Source organism: Dyadobacter sp., from assembly GCF_039919315.1.
Classification (GTDB): Bacteria; Bacteroidota; Bacteroidia; order Cytophagales; family Spirosomataceae; genus Dyadobacter.
The window spans coordinates 259,716-276,232 of the sequence record NZ_JBDSFX010000090.1; the positions used below are offsets into that span (position 1 = coordinate 259,716).

The following is a 16,517-nucleotide window of genomic DNA, read 5'->3' on the forward strand; positions in this document are numbered from 1 at the left end:
TGATTGGCTCTTATTTTAATGGGAGTTTTAAACGTATTTGTATATACGTTTAAAACGTTTTATTCAAAAACCTGTATTGCCCGAGAATTGCAGTTCTCCTCCTGAACTGACTTCAATGTTTTTAACACCAGTGCTTTGGCTGGTTTGCACAATATGTCCCGTATTAATTTTAACATAGTCGTTAGGGCCAGGAACCCGACCAGCCGACCAGATGGAGCGATCCTGCCAGCTGCCTGACGCAAGTGTCTGAACCACATCTGAAAAGAGCGAAGTAGTGCTAAAATTGCGGAACATCAGCTCCTCGGACTTACTCTGGCCGGCGCCGAACCAGCCTGTGAGCAGATCGCTGTACACCCGGCGGAAATCGATCTGCATTTTAATGTCCTGGTTATTGTTTTGCGGTGTGGCCGTTAATGGTACCAGGTCGTTCACCAGGTGAGGGTTGGTTCCGATGTTCTGCCGTTTGATGCCTGTCCCAAAGACGAACATAGGCGCCGCGATGCCGTGATCGGTGCCTTTGGATGCATTGGAAGAGGCTCTCCTGCCAAAATCGGAGAAGGTCATACCGATAACGCGGTCTTCAAGGTTGGACATTTGGAGATCTTTCTGAAAAGCCGCAAGGGCGTCTGAAAGGTTTTTGAGCAGTAACGCGTGGCTGCCTTCGGTGGTGCTGGAATTAGTCACCTGCGCTGAATGGGTATCGAAGCCGCCCATTTCAACGTAGTAAATTTTGGTTTTCAAACCTCCATTGATCAGCCTGGCCACGATTTTCAGCTGTTGTGCCAGATCATTTTTTGCTTCCGGATACGACGCCAGGTTTTTGCCAGTGGCCGCTGCTTTCTTGATTTCTGAACTATATTCGATGGCCAGTACCTGCTGCTGGCGAATCGCTTTAATGAGGTCGCCCGAGTCGCAGCAGGGGAGATCAGCCGCCGGTACAAAGCTTTCCTGGCCAACAAGCTGGTAAAACTCATCCGGACTTACCAGCGAAATTCCCATGGACTGCTTGCTTCCCGCCAAACTTGCGGAGCTGACATAGCCTATCTGAATTGCCAGCGGATCTTCCATTTCTGCATTTGGAAATTTTCCCGGGTAGCCGGGGAAGCGGCTGTCGAGGTACCTTCCGGCCCAGCCGCTTGTGGTAAATTTATCTGAATCCACACCCGTCATCCAAATATCGGAAGAGCGCACGTGTGACAAAGTCGGGTTGGGGTAGGATACCGAATGTACGATGGCCAGCTTTCCTTCATTATATAGCTGCTGCATTCCCGTCATAACCGGGTGCAGGCCGGTTCCGGTGGCCCCTGCGAGTGTCAAAACACTTTTTTCGGGGATAGCAATGTTATTTCTCAGCTGGTTATAAGCCGCGTAATGCTCCAATGGAATAACGGTATTGAGCCCATCATTACCCCCATTCAGGTACACCATGACGAGGATACGGTCCGAGTACGCTGCACCGGCCTCTGCAAGTGACTGCACCAGGGCAGAATTTTGATTAAAAGCTCTTACACCGAAGCCATTGACGGTTATCGGTACGACCATTGAAGAGGCAGCGGCCAGAAAATCTCTCCTTTTCATATACTATTAATGATTAAAAAACCTGAAATTCAGCCATGCCCAACATATACTTCATCAAAACCTGAAGTCTCCAGTAAAAATTAGCTTTGGTCGTTTCAGAAGGATTGCGGCGGTAAGCATTGAATTCGTATATCCAGGAGCTTCTGGATGAGGTTTGCATCATAATTTTATCTATTAAAAAATCCTTTTGAGACTGAAAAAGGTCATTTGCAAAAAGATTCTTGGACATTTCTTCAAATACAAATTCACAGGTAATGCAAGGCGTCCCGGCAACGTCCGAAAAGTTAGGCTGCAGGGAAACTACCCAGGACAAAAAGTCAATTCCGTAGGTGTAACCCGCATGATACGGGTACGGATAAATGAATGTTTCGCCCATTTTACGCCGCATTCCAATTGTTGAAGCATTGATCCAGTTCATGGAATAGCCTGTCTGATAGTAAGGCAGGGAGCCAAACACAAGTGGCTGGTCCAAAAAATCGAGCTGCATTTCAACCATTCGCCAGTAGGTAGGCTGCGTGTAGCTTCGGAATGCCGCATACTCTTTCACGGGATCCGGAACCTTGTGATTGAATAGCCTCAATGAGCCGATCGCCAGCTCGGCAGGGGATTTTACGATCGCCCCGACATTTGAACTGCTGAAAAATATTTCGCTGGTAAGCAGTTTACGCAAAACTGGTGCGATGGCGAAATTGTTGGCCGAACTGGAAAAGAATGCGGCCAATGGAATGATCACATTGTTTTCGATCTCGTCCGTGACATTCGTGTTGACATACCAGCGGTAAAGTTTACGGCAGATAAATTTGGGAGATTCCGGATGCGCAACCATCATATCTATCAGGTCCGCAATCTCGTCATTTCCCGCATCCGGCCCCGACCGGCCTTTAATGACCTTGTTGTTATAATATTGGGAAAATGTTTTGTCAGTAGTATCATGGCGCTCGTTTTTGAACACCGTTCCGATCGTGGTGGAGCCATTAACGTACTGATTCACAGCCTGCCATCCGGTAAGTACCCGCGCCGCCTCCTTGACATCATTTTCCGTGTAATTCGGCTGATCGGCCTTATTGCGCTGTCCTACCGTAAAAAGCTCCTGCAATTCACGGCCATAGTTTTCATTAGGGTGGTCCTTTTCATTCTCGTTCCCATTCTGATACACCAGCATGGAAGGGTCTTTGGTTACTTCGATTGCCAGCGTTTTAAAGCTCCCTAAACCTTTGTCCCGCAGCAGCATCAGATATCGGTACAGGTAGCGATAGTCTTCCACGACCTTGTGCGTCGTCACAAAGTGATTTTGCCAGAAAGCCGTTAATTTTTCGAGTATCGATGGGTTCCCGTTCTGCTCGGCCATCAAACCGATCCACCAAAATTTGAGATAATAGGAGTACTCGAACCGGCGGTCGTAGTCGAAAGGTTTGTCGAGAAATGTTTTGCCTGCAATTGCACTATTCTCATCCATCACGACGGGTGGCGGAGGCGTGGCGGTGAGAGCGACATTGTTGAAAAGCCTGTTAACTGCTTCTTCGGCGGTAATGCCTGTAAATTTTGTAATCTCCTGTGGAGTGGGTCCAAAGGTCGCCCTCCTTAGTAAATGGGCCGCTTGCTTGGAAGTTAAAACTGCGTTGTATTTGTCCAGATAGGGCATATGTCACTTGAATGAATTAGAAATTTCGTCATCCAGCTAGTTGATTTTCTGATTTGCAAAACTGGCCTGAAAGTCTTGATTCGACTCGATTTGGTATAATTAATACTATAACATGACATTACAAAATTTGATATGACATTTATCGGTTGTAGGTATTTTCATCTGCTTTTTGTAAAATTGATAAAAGAAAAATACTACACATTCTTGTATCCGGTCAATTACTATTAGATGCAAAAAAGAGCCCGCAGAAATCGAACAGAGGTGTCCGGTATGCTGCGGGCCCTTTTTGGGCAGGATTTCATCTCACTCAGAGGTGACCGGGATAGACTTTGTCGTAGCCCGACTTCTCATTCCCTACAGTAACGTCATCGATATAGATTGCTCTGGAATTGATCTTTGTTTTCAGGTTTTCCAGCCAGCCCCACTTGTATAACCCGATCTTTAAATAGGGATACATGTCATCGTTAAACGAGTTGGGTGCATTGATCCGGCTTAGGACCATTTTATCATTTTTCCATACTTCGATGATACCAGTATTGTCGTATGCCCACCGCACATGAAACACCCAGTCGAGCCAGGTTTCCTTGTCCAATGGCCCCAAATTCACCCTTTCGAAAGCATACTTGCCCTGGCTGGTTACCTTTTTACTGTCTGATCTGATTTCCAGGACCAGGCTGTCGTTGAGAACACCCAGCAACAGAGGCGGGCTGCGCCAGGTTTCACCGGCTGAAAAATCCGGTAGCGATTGCCATTGGACGATGCTTTCTTCGATGGTGTCCCGCTCAAATTCGGCGGGAAAATAGACCGAGAATGCAAACCAGCCCTCTTTGGACTTGCTAGGGGCCAGGCCAAGTTCAGCGTGCGGGATCTTATCGACCACATCGCCCTGCCGGAGTTCAAACCGGATCGATTTTTTCCCGGACCTTTTAACCAGATCGCTGAGTGTGGCTGACCATGTGCAACAGGTGCCATTCTCGCTCCATTTGCCTATTTCTTTATCAAAACTGAAACTGGCTACTTCACCATTTGGATTACTGTTTTCGCTGTCGACCGAAAAATGCTCGCAGCCGGATGTGATGAGTAAAGTTAAAACGATTGCAAAAAATACAGGAACACGATATCCTTTTCTCTTCAATCTGACCGAATATCTGTTCTCCATGAACTATTTATCTTTGGTGTGAAGCTTTCATGACCGATCCTACACGGAAAGGAAACTTTGCAGGGAGTTGAGTAATTCCGCAGAAGCGTACTTCCCAACTTTGTGTAACGGGTTCAATCCCCCACCCAAGGCACACGTCACTTTCTCCTTTAATGTAGGCAGATCGTAGGCTGCGTGCAGGTAATTAAGGCTTTCCAGTCGTTTGGCAGTGGCTAGCTGGTGATCGTTACGGTGTTCGCCAAACTTGGCAAGTTTTGGGAATATGATGATCGGTTTTTTCCTTTCGAACGCAGAAATAATAGTCCCCATACCCGCGTGGCTCACAATGAGATCCGCGGTGTTGAAATAATGTTCCATCTCGACGGCATTTATAAATCGGAAATTTTTCATGTTTCTTACCGTATAGCTGCTCTCTGCAATCTGCGCTACTATAGGGATGTGGGGAATTGAAAGTGCCAACTCGTCCATTGCCATGATCAAACGATCGAAAGGGCCCTGGGTGCCAACAGTTACAAATATCATAATTTGAGGATTTAATAAGTGAATTTTGATTTGATGAGTCGGGTATTAGTGACAAGCATTAAATGATGTAATGCTTGATAAAACGATTTGAAGCAGCATTTTTCTAACTGTATTACTTGTGCAAGTATAATTTATCATGTGCCCAAGTCAAGTAATTTTGGGGTGACTACATCTAAAATCAGGGTATAACGCAGACTTCTTGGGGGCAACTATTTTAAGCTAGACCTTGGGTTTTTAATCGTTAAACTATTTCTACAATTTAACCTACAAATATTGTTGTTATAAATAAATATAATTCCTCTATTCTGTTTGTTGAATTGTATAAATAGCTTGTGTTAATGTATAAAAATAGTAGTAAAAAAATAAATAGATCAACTTACTTTTTTTCTGTTTTATTTTTACTAAACATGCGTTGTGTTGGATTAATATTTTGGTTATTGATTGCTATTATCTAACTATTTTAAACAAATAATGATCAGATTGATGTGAAATATTTTATCTAACTTGATTTTATTAGATCTACGACAGATAAGCGTGTAATCAGTATATTAATATGACAAGATTTAAATATCTTAAACAGTGACGGCCTAATTCAGTCTCCTACTATATGCTCAAATGAATAGCATGAAGCGTATTTATCTGTATGTATGGTGACGTTAAATTTTTAAAATTACGAACTGTATAAAACCCCTTTCTCCTCATTAGACACCCCATATTCGGCGTAGTTCATCCCAAAAGATCAGCCGGTTAAATTTTGTATATTACCTTAGATGCACAAAATGAGGGTAGCAGCATTATTCCATTCTTTTACACACGCATTAATTAATTCTCTAATAATTGTTGAGCTAGGAACTGTTGTCTTTCGATATCAGCTATTTCCATTGCTTTCTCAATGATCACTTTATATTTACTTTAATTTGAATGGACAAGAAATTGTTTGACATTCCGGTACTGTTGATCGCATTCAACAGACCGGAAACAACCTGCCTTGTATTTGAACAAATCAGAAAACTGAGGCCATCACAATTATATCTTTTCTCGGATGCACCCAGAAATGATAAGCCTGAGGAACAAGAATTGGTAGAAACATGCAGGTACTTGCTTGACGATTCACAGATAGACTGGAACTGCAAAGTTGAAAGATGGTTTCCCGAATCTAATATGGGATGTGCGCTGGGTATTTCATCTGCTATTACCTGGGCATTTGAAACATCTTCTCAATTGATCATTGTAGAAGACGACTGTTTACCCCATCCCGATTTTTTTACTTTTTGTAAATCCATGCTGGAAATGTACAGAGGTAATGACAGGATCATGCATATTTCAGGATCACTTCTCAATGAAGACCTTAAAGCAAATAATTCGGATCACTTTTTTAGTCTAATCGGAAATACCGGCGGCTGGGCTACCTGGAAAAGTGCATGGAACAGATATGATTTCTGGATGGAGCAATTTCCGGAAATGAAGAATGAAAAACGGATTCACAGTCTGATCAGAAATACCAAGACCTTGAATTACTGGCTTGAACGGTTCGATACTGTTTATACAGAGGAGAGAAAGAGCAGCTGGGAGGTGCAATGGCAGTATAGTATATTCAAAAATTATGGATTAGCGGTGGTACCTCATGTTAACCTGATCAGTAATATCGGTTACATGGTGGCTGAATTAGCTGATGAAAGTCAGAACTGCCCAGTGGTGTATGAACGGAATCTGAAAGAAATTCAATCTAATGAGTTGGCGATTGGGAGCGAATTTGGAAGCCCGTGTTTGAAAACGATTTTCCCTGAAAATGCCTCATTCAGTACAAGGTTTTTTTACAAATTTATGAGTTTTTTAAAGCTGAACTATTAGCATAAATTATTCATTTCACTTAACCTAAATGTAAATAATACCCCCCCCTTATCATTTGATATAAATCCTTCTTGAACGTTATGAAAACCTATTTTACTCAACACAGATCCATGCTTTATTTATGGACAGACATTCTCCTATTAAATTTAGCCTACTTTATTACGTACAAATTCTTTGCCTCTGACCCCGGTGTATTTTCCCATCACGCTTACCTTAATTTGTTTTTAGTAAGTAATCTGCTTTGGTTAATTTGTGTAAATCTGTTTCAAATTTATAGTCATACGGAAGTGTCCGCTAATGAATATAATCGCTTCTGGAAATTGGTGCTCACCATTACTGCACATTTGGTTTTGTTGGAAGCACTTAATTATCTGAGCAACGAAGCATTAGGTATTAAGGAAAAATGGATCTTCACGGGCTATCAGGTTTTTACAATGCTTTCGCTGCTGGTACACGTGGCCACCGCATTGTTGTTCCGTTACATCAGGAAATCGGGGCAACATAAAAAGTATGTGATCGTGGGCAATGGTGATCAGCACGAATTAATTACGAGTTTCTACGGCAAGCAGGAGCACCTGGGTTACTCCTTTCGCGGATCATTCAAGTTTGAAGACAGGCCTTCGCAGATTGAGAGCCTCGAAGATTTCATCGAATTGGAAAAGCCGGACTTTATTTATTGCTGCCTGGCCGAAATGGACAAGGAGCAGGTGAAGGGGGTAATCAAGCTGGCTGAGCGGAAAAATACGCATGTGAGGCTTGTCCCCGAATACCCAGGCTTTCTGTCCAACAGGCTGGACTTTGAACCGGTTGGAACACTGCCTATTATTAATGTACAAACCAAGGCTCTTTCCAGGTCGGACGAGCAGTTCATCAAACGTGCGTTTGACATTACATTCTCTGCCATTGTCATGGTACTCGGCTTACCGCTGTTCCTGCTGATCATGCTACTGGTGAAGCTTTCGTCTCCCGGATCAGTTTTCTTTTTGCAGGAGCGTACCGGGCGGTGGGGCAAAACGTTCAAGATCATCAAATTCAGGACGATGCACAGCGATGCAAGCAAGTACGGATTACAGCATTCGCTGGGAGCCAAAGACCCGCGTATCACAACGCTTGGCTTTCTCCTGCGCCGCACCCGTCTGGATGAGCTTCCCCAATTTTTGAATGTCTTGAAAGGTGAAATGTCGATTGTTGGTCCGAGACCTTTGCACAAGTATGATGTAGATATGCTCATGAGTGAGGCCAGCCACGAATTTCAGAAGGCGCTTACGATCAGACCGGGTATTACCTCCATTGGACAGATCAAGGTCGGTTATGCAAGCAGCATGTCAGAAAACCTGCTGAGATTGAAATACGACATGCTCTATTTGAATACATACAGCCTCACTACGGACCTTTATCTGATCGCTTTAACGATTCAGGTAATCCTTTTGGGGAAAGGAAAATAAATGTAGCATCAGCTTCCCGATAGATTTTAAGTTTTGACATCTGAAAGAGCCGGCACGTACTTCGTGTTCGGCTCTTTTGATGTGAATACTCGCTAAATTTCTGGCCGCGTAATTCCTGGCATAATAGTTATGGGACGTAGCAGCATTCCAAACTTGATAACTCATGCTTACCGATCATCCGAGTTCTGTTCAATCCGGCCCTGCATTCCGCCAGCAGCCAGTATCACTGACAATCAATAAAAAGAAATATGAACTAAACGTTCTGCCTTGGGTAAGCCTTTTGGATGCCCTCAGGGAACATCTCGACCTGACCGGGACAAAAAAAGGCTGTGATCACGGACAATGCGGCGCCTGCACGCTGATCTGCAACGGTGAGCGCATACTCAGCTGCCTTACACTGGCTGTGATGAAAAACGGATCGGATGTGACGACCATTGAAGGTATCGCAAGTGACGGCGAGCTGCACCCATTGCAAAAGGCATTTATCGAACACGATGCATTCCAATGTGGCTACTGTACGCCCGGACAGATATGCAGCGCGATCGGTATGTATCAGGAAGGCAAGGCGCAGACGCGGGCAGAAGTGAAGGAACTGATGAGTGGTAACCTGTGCCGTTGCGGTGCTAATACCAACATTATTGACGCCATTATGGAAGTAAAGGAACAAATGAGCCATGCATAATTTCAACTATACACAAGTACAAACCCGGAGCGATGCCATCGCAATAGCCGATCGCGAACCAGAATCCAAATTCATCGCTGGAGGGACCAATCTGATCGATCTCATGAAATACAATATCACGAGAACGGATATGCTGGTGGACATTAACCGAATTGAAGATTGTCATACCATTCAGGAAACAGATGAGGGCGGGCTAAGTCTTGGGGCGCTGGTTAGCAACGCCGCGACGGCCTACCATCCTTTGACAGAACAGCGCTACCCATTACTTTCCAAGGCTATTTTGGCGGGCGCATCGGCGCAGATCAGAAATATGGCGACCAATGGTGGTAATCTTTTGCAGCGGACGCGGTGCTATTATTTTTATGATGCCAATACGCCATGCAACAAAAGGGAGCCGGGAAGCGGTTGCTCGGCCATCGGCGGATACAACCGAATTATGGCAATCCTGGGCACGAGCGATGCATGCATTGCCGTATACCCATCCGATATGAGCGTTGCGCTTGCGGCGTTGGATGCCCGCGTACATGTATCTGGTCCCGAAGGTGCGCGAACGATTCCATTTCTGGATTTTCACCGCCTTCCTGGTAATACTCCCCATATCGATAATTGTTTGGCTGCTAACGAGTTGATCACCAGCATTGAGCTTCCTGCAAATGGTTTTTCCAATCACTACTCTTACCTGAAACTGCGCGACCGCAATTCGTATGCATTTGCGTTGGTGTCCGTCGCTACCGGTTTGGAACTGGAAGGAGGAGTGATCAAAAACGCCCGTATCGCACTCGGAGGCGTGGCACATAAGCCGTGGCGCGTACTGGAAGCAGAGGATTTTTTGCAAAACAAAGAACCGGTATCAGAGAATTTCTTGTACGCTGCGGAAATCATGCTGAAAGGCGCCAGGACCTTTCAGTTCAATGCATTCAAAGTAGAACTTACCAAAAGGGCAATCGTGCGCAACTGTATCATGGCCCTGAACCCCGAAAGCCAGCTTCCCGGAGCGCATCCATCGGCCTAAATCAAACAACTATGGCACTTTTACCATCAATCGGTCAACCCGTCAGTCGTCTGGAAGGACATTCAAAAGTTACCGGCGAAGCCAGATATTCGGGCGATTATAATGTAGCCGGACTATTGTTCGGCTACGTCGTGAATGCTACCATTACCAAAGGGAAAATCCTGAGCATTAACACGGAGGCTGTAAAAACATTGCCGGGTGTGATCGAAGTTTTCACACACGAAAACAGACCTGCTCTCGCCTGGTTTGATCTCCAATATGCGGATATGGATGCTCCGCCAGGATCGCCGTTCCGTCCTTTGCAAAATGACAAAATTGTCTACAATGGGCAGCCCATTGCGTTGGTAGTGGCTGAAACTTTCGAGATGGCCCGGTATGGTGCGTCTATACTTGAAGTCACTTATTCCAATGAGGCATTTAGTACTGACCTTGCCGCCAGCATTATCGAAGCCCGCGCGCCTAAAATGGGCCTGGCGACAGCTTTAAAACCACCTCCGCCTAAGCCCAAAGGAGATTTTGATAAGGTTTTTAATGAGTCGCCTGTGCAGGTAGCGGGCGAATACTACCATGGCACCGAGCATCATAACCCTATTGAATTGTTTTCGACAACGACTGTGTACGAACCCGACGGGAAGCTGACGGTTTACGACAAAACCCAGGGAACTGTTAACAGCCAGCTTTACATAGGGAATGTATTTGGATTACATTATAAAGATGTAAGGGTGATCTCGCCTTACGTAGGAGGTGCATTTGGTTCGGGGTTAAGGCCTCAGTATCAATTATTTTTGTCAGTGATGGCGGCGTTGGAACTGAAAAGATCTGTGCGTGTGACATTGGACCGCAGCCAGATGTACACCTTCGGGCACCGTCCACCGACCATTCAGCAAACCCGTTTCGCAGCGGACAGCAGCGGCAAACTGACCGCCATGAACCACACTGCATTTGCGGAAACCTCAATGTTTGAGGATTATACCGAAGTAGTGGTCAACTGGGCAAACATGCTCTACCCGGCCCCAAATACCAAAATGGAGTACAAGCTTGTCGAGCTGGATGTTTTCAGTCCGCTGGATATGCGTGCGCCTGGTGGAAGTACCGGCCTGCATGCCATTGAAAGTACGATGGATGAGCTGTCCTATCAGTTAAAAATGGACCCGCTTGAACTTCGACTGCTTAATTATGCTGAAACAGATGAAAGTCTGGGCCGGCCATTCAGCAGCAAGGAACTGAGGCAATGTTACATGCAGGGCGCTGAGAAATTCGGCTGGGCAAATCGTAATCCGGAACCACGATCCATGCGGCGCGGGAATAAGCTGGTCGGCTATGGAATGGCTACCGGAATATGGGAGGCCAACCAATTGCCTGCCAGGGCGCAGGCAGGTATCGACAAAGATGGCAGGTTGCTCGTTGGTAGCGCCGTGACCGACATTGGTACCGGTACGCTGACGGTCATGACGCAGATTGCCGCCGACGAATTCGGCATGCGTGTGGAGGATGTTATTTTTTCGTATGGAGACAGTAAAGAGCCATTTGCACCCATTCAGGGCGGATCTATGACGGTTTCCACAGTCGGCTCGGCGATTAAAGCGGCCTGCGCAGCTTTGCGTAAAAAGCTTTTCAAAAAAGCAAGGGCAATGAACAATGCAGCGCTGAAAGGGGTGGATTACAAAGACGTTGATTTTAAAGAAGGCAGGATTGTCGTGAGGGAAAAGCCTGACAGGTTTGTTAACCTGACCGGTATCGTGGCTGCTAATAAAGGACGCATGATCGAGACCACTAATTTTTCAGTTCCTCATGTATTCAAACTAAAAAAGTATTCCAGGGCGGCGCATAGTGCTGTTTTTGTGGAGGTAGAGGTTGATGAGGAATTGGGTATAATCAATGTGACCCGGGCGGTGACGGCGGTTGCCGCCGGGAAGATCATTAACCCGAAAACGGCGCGGAGCCAAATCCTCGGCGGCATGGTGTGGAGCATCAGCAAAGCGCTCAGGGAGGAGACGATTAGCGACCACAGGCTTGGGAAGTATATGAACCAGAACCTGGCCGAATACCACATCCCGGTGCACGCCGACATTCATGATCTGGACGTGATTTTCGTGGAGGAAGACGATCAGGTTGTGAATGAACTGGGTAGCAAAGGGGTAGGGGAGATTGGACTGGTCGGAATGCCACCAGCCATCGCCAATGCGGTATACCACGCCACGGGGAAGCGGATCAATCAGTTTCCCATTCATTTCGACATGCTGCTCTGAGCGCTCGGTTGGTTAATTCCCGTTCTCTTTGTGGGTGTCAAAGATGTCCCCCGACAGCGATAATGGTTTCCGCGAGGTGTAGCAGTTGATTTAGTTTAATTGAATTGCTACATTGTCAACATTTCAAACAATATAACAATGAGATAGCGAATGGAAGGTTCGTGGTCTCATTGTGTTTGCCAATGTGTGCACAGCTATCGATGAGACCGAAATTCCTGACTATAAGTGATGAAGTAATTGAGAAGATCAAAACGGGGGAGTTACAGCCTGGCGATAAGATACCTTCTGAAAATGAACTGATTAAGAATTACAATGTCAGCAACACGACCGCGCGGAAGAGTCTGCTGGAAATAGAGAACCGTGGCTGGGCGAAAAGGATCAAAGGAAAGGGCACATTCGTACTTAACCGGACGGTAGGGCATCATTTAATCCGCACGCTGGGTTCCATTAATGCCACTCGCCGGGGCTTTCACGAAAGTCTGATCGCGGAAGGTTTTGAACCGCACAACCTGGTACTGGAAAAGACGATTCTGGATGATGGTATTTCATCCGAAATCGGCGGCAAGCACTTCATTATGGAGGGGCCGGTGATCAAAATACATCAGCTGCGCTACGCTGACGAGGAGATCATTAAAGACGAGATCAAATACATTTCGCTCAAAATGTGCCCGAAAATCAACCGCATGCCAACGGAAATCTCTTATTTCAAAGTATACGAAAATACCTACCACCTGCGGATCGAGGAAGTGAAGCAAACGTTGAGTACCGAAATCGTTGAACCAAACTCAGAAATGAACAATTTCGAGCTGACCAAATCGACACCCATGTTCATTCTCGACAGCGCGGTAATATGCAAAGACGATAAAGTTGTGGAGATTGAGCGATCATTCTACCGCGGCGACAAATACAAATTCGCGATCAGCGCCAATCCTGATTATCAGGATTTTCAGTAAGTTAATGATAAGGCCTGTACTAAACTTTATGGCATTGGGTTGTTAATTATAAATTTTACAGCCAAAAGCACAGTGGGCATGACTATAAGTACTCTATCATCACAATCCGAATTTGCGGGAACTTCAAATGTGACTGTTTTTACCAAAAAATCAGTAGAACCAAGGTCCCAGCGTCCCCACAATCACCATATGCCCGCCCTCATTCGGGTGGTTTACCGACGCCATGTTTTCTTTCAATTTTCCGTCTTTTACGATCTGCTTGAATTGAACATACGGATCAGCAAATCCTGTGTGGTACTTGACAGCCAGTTCTTTAATCTGCGCGGCGTACGGGTCCAGGGGATTGGATGGATCGGTAATATCGATCCTTTGGTCGGGGGAGGGGGTGAGCAGTATTACTTTAATGTTCTTGGCTAATGCGGTGGCGATCATTTTTTCGAGCGCCGCGCCGGTTTTTTCTAATGGTGAAAAGCGGTCATTGAGGGCGTAGTCGATGAAAAGCACGTCTGGGTTGTGTATTAGCACTTCCTTTTCAAACCGGGCCTCCCCTTTGAGTGAATTTTCTCCGCCGATTGCGGTCACGATCACATTAATGACCGCGTAAGGATATTTTTGTTTGAGCTCTTTAAGGAAAAGATTCGGGTAGGACTGCAATGTATTCACCTCATGGTTATCTCCATAACCCGCCGGCACGGAATGGCCGTGAAAAACCAGATTGATCGTCCGGTTTTTCGGCCACACCGTATTCAGCTCCTTTTTTATATTTTCCAGATATTGGGTACTATCCGCAATTTGCCCGAAAGCGGTGCCAACATAGGTCAATAATGCAATGACAAACAGAAAGTGCTTTTTCATATTTCAGATTTCTTACCAGGAAACAACAAGGCTTCCGGTGATATTTTCTACCACAAAATGTTTACCGAACTTCGGATCGCCTTCTTTAAAAGAGATCTTTCCCTCTTTCCACGGATAATTCGCATTCAAATACGCGTGAAAATCATTGGTATTAATGTGATCATCGGCGTAGATCCTGACCGTAGCATTTTTTAGGCCAGTCAGCTTGTACCGCTTAGCAATGCCCATTTCACCCGAATGCAGCTCTTTCAAAGCAACGATACCATCATTTTGTTCAATAAAAAACCGCGACTCCCGGTTCCAGGAAGTAGGTAATGTATAAACCGAATTTCCTTTGTCCAATTTCGTGTCAAAACCCAGCAGCAGCGGTGCGCCTTGCGGGAATTTGAAATTGTTCACAATCGTGGTATTAGGATTGTAACCCGAAAAAATGAATGCATTATTGCTCCTAGCGATCGTCAGTACCGGATTTTTCACGGAAGGATCTTCCTTGGTAATGCCCAGGTTAATACCAAATTCCTGCAATGCATACCGCATGAGCAGCGGCCCGGTGAACAACTCAGCAGGATCGTCGGGTGTGAGCAGTTTTCCGCCCGTGAACTTGCTCGAATTGGTACCGCGGATGTACAGCACTTTTCCGCCTTTCCACTCCGGTTTCGCGCGCACCCAGGCAGCGTCACGGGTTTGTCCTCCTTGTGACATTTGCGAAAGTACACGCGTTGATTTATCATTTGCATCGAGCAACTGCGAACTGATCCCGCCGCCCGAAAACAATGCGCTGTGTAGGATCTTACCGGGATAAGGCGAGGACATTACGTCACCTTTATACACCGAAGTAATCGCAAACTCGCCTTCCAGCGGCGTAGTGTTAACCAGGTTCAGCAATGCCAGAAAGTCTTTTCCTGCATGACCCGCCGGACCATAGACCAGCAGTTTTCCGCCATTTTGAACAAATGTGATCAATGCTTTTTCAAGACTGGAACCGGCATCGGGAACAATGGTTACCAGCACAGATTCGCTGAATTTCTGAGGTTCGCTTTGGACCACTTTTTGAAATGAACCCGTCGAAATCACGGTATTCAAAGGAAATCCATTGTTTATCGCCTGACGGACCAGCCAGTCGCCGTAATAGATTTCTGGCAGCCGGTCCTTGTATTTGTAGGCCCATTCATGGTATTCGTCGAAGGGATACACCCATACCAGCGGCCCTGGCGCAGTCGGGGAGTCGTAGCGGGCTTTTAGAAGATGGGGCGTGACTTCGTCCGGAACCTGGGTAGGCATATCGCCGAAAGAATTGTCAATACTCAGCAAATTCAAATGCGTCGGCAGTTTGGTCTGGCCTTTTGCATTGATACGCGCCACTGAAAGCGGCAGGTAAATGTCGTGCGGTTCGCGTCCGTACCGGTCCAGCCAGGGACTATTGATCCACCACGGATCGTGGGTATAATACCTGAAAAGATAACGCTCATCAGGCAGCTCGGCCATACGTGACATATACCCGACCATTTCCAGCCCGAAATCACCATCCAATGCTGCCCAGGGAGAATTAGGAGGAGGAAGTATGTTTTTGTCTTTGTAAATAGATTGTAAATCCACGCCATCCCGCGCCAGGTCCGTACCTGTGGAAAGGTTGGTGCCACGCGTTTGTATTTGTATATCAGGACATTCAGCCCTGAAAAATTTCCAGAAATCGGAGATCTTGGACTTTGTCGCCGCCAGCTTCGCCTGATCAAATCCTTTGCCGTCAAAAATAGCACCGGTAGATGACCAGCCTTCTACACCAAACCCAAACCCATTGCTCATCCACAGGAAATCAAAGTCCATATCTTTCAATAAATGACGGCTTTGTCTTCCCAAAAAGGTACCAAAGGGCGTATTATCGGGGATACCCTTCGGGAAACCGGCGTACACTTCCTTGTCACCTTTCAGTACCGAATAGCAGCTCACCATCGTGTTATGGCCCATTGCGCTCCCGCCAAGGATTTCGGTATGTCTTTTATATTTAAAATCCGATTTGGCAAACTCAGGTCCCGGATCGAATGTTTCCCCTACCCGGATCGGTTTACCCGTCACTTTATGCCCTTCTTCTTTTAAAGCCTGAACAATGAATTTGAGGTCGCCATATGTGAATTTGGGTGGATGGTCCAGGTAAAAATAGGCCCGTTCGTGAATGGACAGCTCCTTCGGGCCCGAGTTTACCGCATGCTTGGTATTCGGGTTACCAATGTACTGCGCCCATTCCAGCGGCTGCGTCGGCGTTCCTTTGTATTCCAGGATCTCGGAGCCGTCGCCCGTCCAGAGCATTACCGATACTGTATCGGCATGACGGAGCAATGCGTGCCATTGGACAAACATTTCCTTCGCTACGGAGCGGATGTAGGTCTTGTCATTTTTCTTGAAAGGTTTCAGCGAGGTCTCCATTGTAATGTTATTAAATGGCTTACCCCGTAGAAATGAAACTTCCTGCGCATTGGATTTACCGGTCAAAACAGTCAGAATGAATGTCGCGGATAGCAGGAAGGTGAAGTTGAGAATCTTGAAACGCATATGAACAAAAGATTTTCAGTTG

At 46.1% G+C, this 16,517-nt stretch carries 12 protein-coding genes; 6 read left to right on the forward strand and 6 right to left on the reverse strand.

The annotated features are described in order from the left end of the window. Positions 1-63: 63 nt before the first annotated feature. The 4 genes from ABIO93_RS26755 to ABIO93_RS26770 all read right to left on the reverse strand — a co-directional run bounded on the left by ABIO93_RS26755 (position 64) and on the right by ABIO93_RS26770 (position 4,901). Positions 64-1,578, reverse strand: coding sequence for a DUF1501 domain-containing protein (locus ABIO93_RS26755; protein WP_348073073.1), 1,515 nt, complete (start codon positions 1,576-1,578; stop codon positions 64-66). 13 nt (positions 1,579-1,591) lie between these two features. Further along, entirely contained in the window at positions 1,592-3,220 is a 1,629-nt protein-coding gene (locus ABIO93_RS26760; protein ID WP_348073074.1) for a DUF1800 domain-containing protein, read from the reverse strand. A gap of 307 nt (positions 3,221-3,527) precedes the next feature. Then, positions 3,528-4,379, reverse strand: coding sequence for a polysaccharide lyase (locus tag ABIO93_RS26765; protein ID WP_348073075.1), 852 nt, complete (start codon positions 4,377-4,379; stop codon positions 3,528-3,530). A gap of 39 nt (positions 4,380-4,418) precedes the next feature. Further along, positions 4,419-4,901 (reverse strand): glycosyltransferase, encoded by a 483-nt coding sequence (locus tag ABIO93_RS26770; protein WP_348073076.1) that lies wholly within the window; start codon positions 4,899-4,901, stop codon positions 4,419-4,421. A gap of 921 nt (positions 4,902-5,822) precedes the next feature. Between ABIO93_RS26770 and ABIO93_RS26775 the strand changes: the two genes are divergently transcribed. The 6 genes from ABIO93_RS26775 to ABIO93_RS26800 all read left to right on the forward strand — a co-directional run bounded on the left by ABIO93_RS26775 (position 5,823) and on the right by ABIO93_RS26800 (position 13,093). Next, on the forward strand, positions 5,823-6,752 hold the full coding sequence (locus ABIO93_RS26775) for a hypothetical protein (protein ID WP_348073077.1): 930 nt from the start codon (positions 5,823-5,825) through the stop codon (positions 6,750-6,752). 110 nt (positions 6,753-6,862) lie between these two features. Beyond that, positions 6,863-8,197 carry an exopolysaccharide biosynthesis polyprenyl glycosylphosphotransferase gene (locus ABIO93_RS26780; RefSeq protein ID WP_348073078.1) on the forward strand — a complete coding sequence of 445 codons (1,335 nt, stop codon included), beginning with the start codon at positions 6,863-6,865 and terminating at the stop codon, positions 8,195-8,197. 163 nt (positions 8,198-8,360) lie between these two features. Continuing rightward, positions 8,361-8,879 (forward strand): 2Fe-2S iron-sulfur cluster-binding protein, encoded by a 519-nt coding sequence (locus ABIO93_RS26785; RefSeq protein WP_348073079.1) that lies wholly within the window; start codon positions 8,361-8,363, stop codon positions 8,877-8,879. After that, positions 8,872-9,891: a xanthine dehydrogenase family protein subunit M gene (locus ABIO93_RS26790; RefSeq protein ID WP_348073080.1), complete on the forward strand. Its 1,020-nt coding sequence runs from the start codon at positions 8,872-8,874 to the stop codon at positions 9,889-9,891. The genes ABIO93_RS26785 and ABIO93_RS26790 overlap by 8 nt, the downstream gene beginning before the upstream one ends. 11 nt (positions 9,892-9,902) lie before the next feature. Then, a complete protein-coding gene (locus ABIO93_RS26795) occupies positions 9,903-12,140 on the forward strand; it encodes a xanthine dehydrogenase family protein molybdopterin-binding subunit (protein ID WP_348073081.1) in 2,238 nt (745 codons plus the stop codon). A gap of 182 nt (positions 12,141-12,322) precedes the next feature. Next, positions 12,323-13,093: a GntR family transcriptional regulator gene (locus tag ABIO93_RS26800; RefSeq protein WP_348073082.1), complete on the forward strand. Its 771-nt coding sequence runs from the start codon at positions 12,323-12,325 to the stop codon at positions 13,091-13,093. 150 nt (positions 13,094-13,243) lie between these two features. On the opposite strand, the gene ABIO93_RS26805 is transcribed toward ABIO93_RS26800, so the two are convergent. Together ABIO93_RS26805 and ABIO93_RS26810 are read right to left on the reverse strand one after the other, a co-directional pair. After that, positions 13,244-13,948, reverse strand: a complete 705-nt coding sequence (locus ABIO93_RS26805) for an SGNH/GDSL hydrolase family protein (RefSeq protein ID WP_348073083.1) — start codon at positions 13,946-13,948, stop codon at positions 13,244-13,246. 12 nt (positions 13,949-13,960) lie between these two features. Beyond that, complete coding sequence (locus ABIO93_RS26810; protein ID WP_348073084.1) at positions 13,961-16,495, reverse strand: hypothetical protein; 2,535 nt, start codon at positions 16,493-16,495, stop codon at positions 13,961-13,963. Positions 16,496-16,517: the final 22 nt, after the last annotated feature.

Bases quoted from the DNA above. Each gene is read 5' to 3' on its own strand.
- ABIO93_RS26755 (WP_348073073.1), bottom strand. From the start codon at position 1,578: ATGAAAAGGAGAGATTTTCTGGCCGCTGCCTCTTCAATGGTCGTACCG.
- ABIO93_RS26760 (WP_348073074.1), bottom strand. From the start codon at position 3,220: ATGCCCTATCTGGACAAATACAACGCAGTTTTAACTTCCAAGCAAGCG.
- ABIO93_RS26765 (WP_348073075.1), bottom strand. From the start codon at position 4,379: ATGGAGAACAGATATTCGGTCAGATTGAAGAGAAAAGGATATCGTGTT.
- ABIO93_RS26770 (WP_348073076.1), bottom strand. From the start codon at position 4,901: ATGATATTTGTAACTGTTGGCACCCAGGGCCCTTTCGATCGTTTGATC.
- ABIO93_RS26775 (WP_348073077.1), top strand. From the start codon at position 5,823: ATGGACAAGAAATTGTTTGACATTCCGGTACTGTTGATCGCATTCAAC.
- ABIO93_RS26780 (WP_348073078.1), top strand. From the start codon at position 6,863: ATGCTTTATTTATGGACAGACATTCTCCTATTAAATTTAGCCTACTTT.
- ABIO93_RS26785 (WP_348073079.1), top strand. From the start codon at position 8,361: ATGCTTACCGATCATCCGAGTTCTGTTCAATCCGGCCCTGCATTCCGC.
- ABIO93_RS26790 (WP_348073080.1), top strand. From the start codon at position 8,872: ATGCATAATTTCAACTATACACAAGTACAAACCCGGAGCGATGCCATC.
- ABIO93_RS26795 (WP_348073081.1), top strand. From the start codon at position 9,903: ATGGCACTTTTACCATCAATCGGTCAACCCGTCAGTCGTCTGGAAGGA.
- ABIO93_RS26800 (WP_348073082.1), top strand. From the start codon at position 12,323: ATGTGTGCACAGCTATCGATGAGACCGAAATTCCTGACTATAAGTGAT.
- ABIO93_RS26805 (WP_348073083.1), bottom strand. From the start codon at position 13,948: ATGAAAAAGCACTTTCTGTTTGTCATTGCATTATTGACCTATGTTGGC.
- ABIO93_RS26810 (WP_348073084.1), bottom strand. From the start codon at position 16,495: ATGCGTTTCAAGATTCTCAACTTCACCTTCCTGCTATCCGCGACATTC.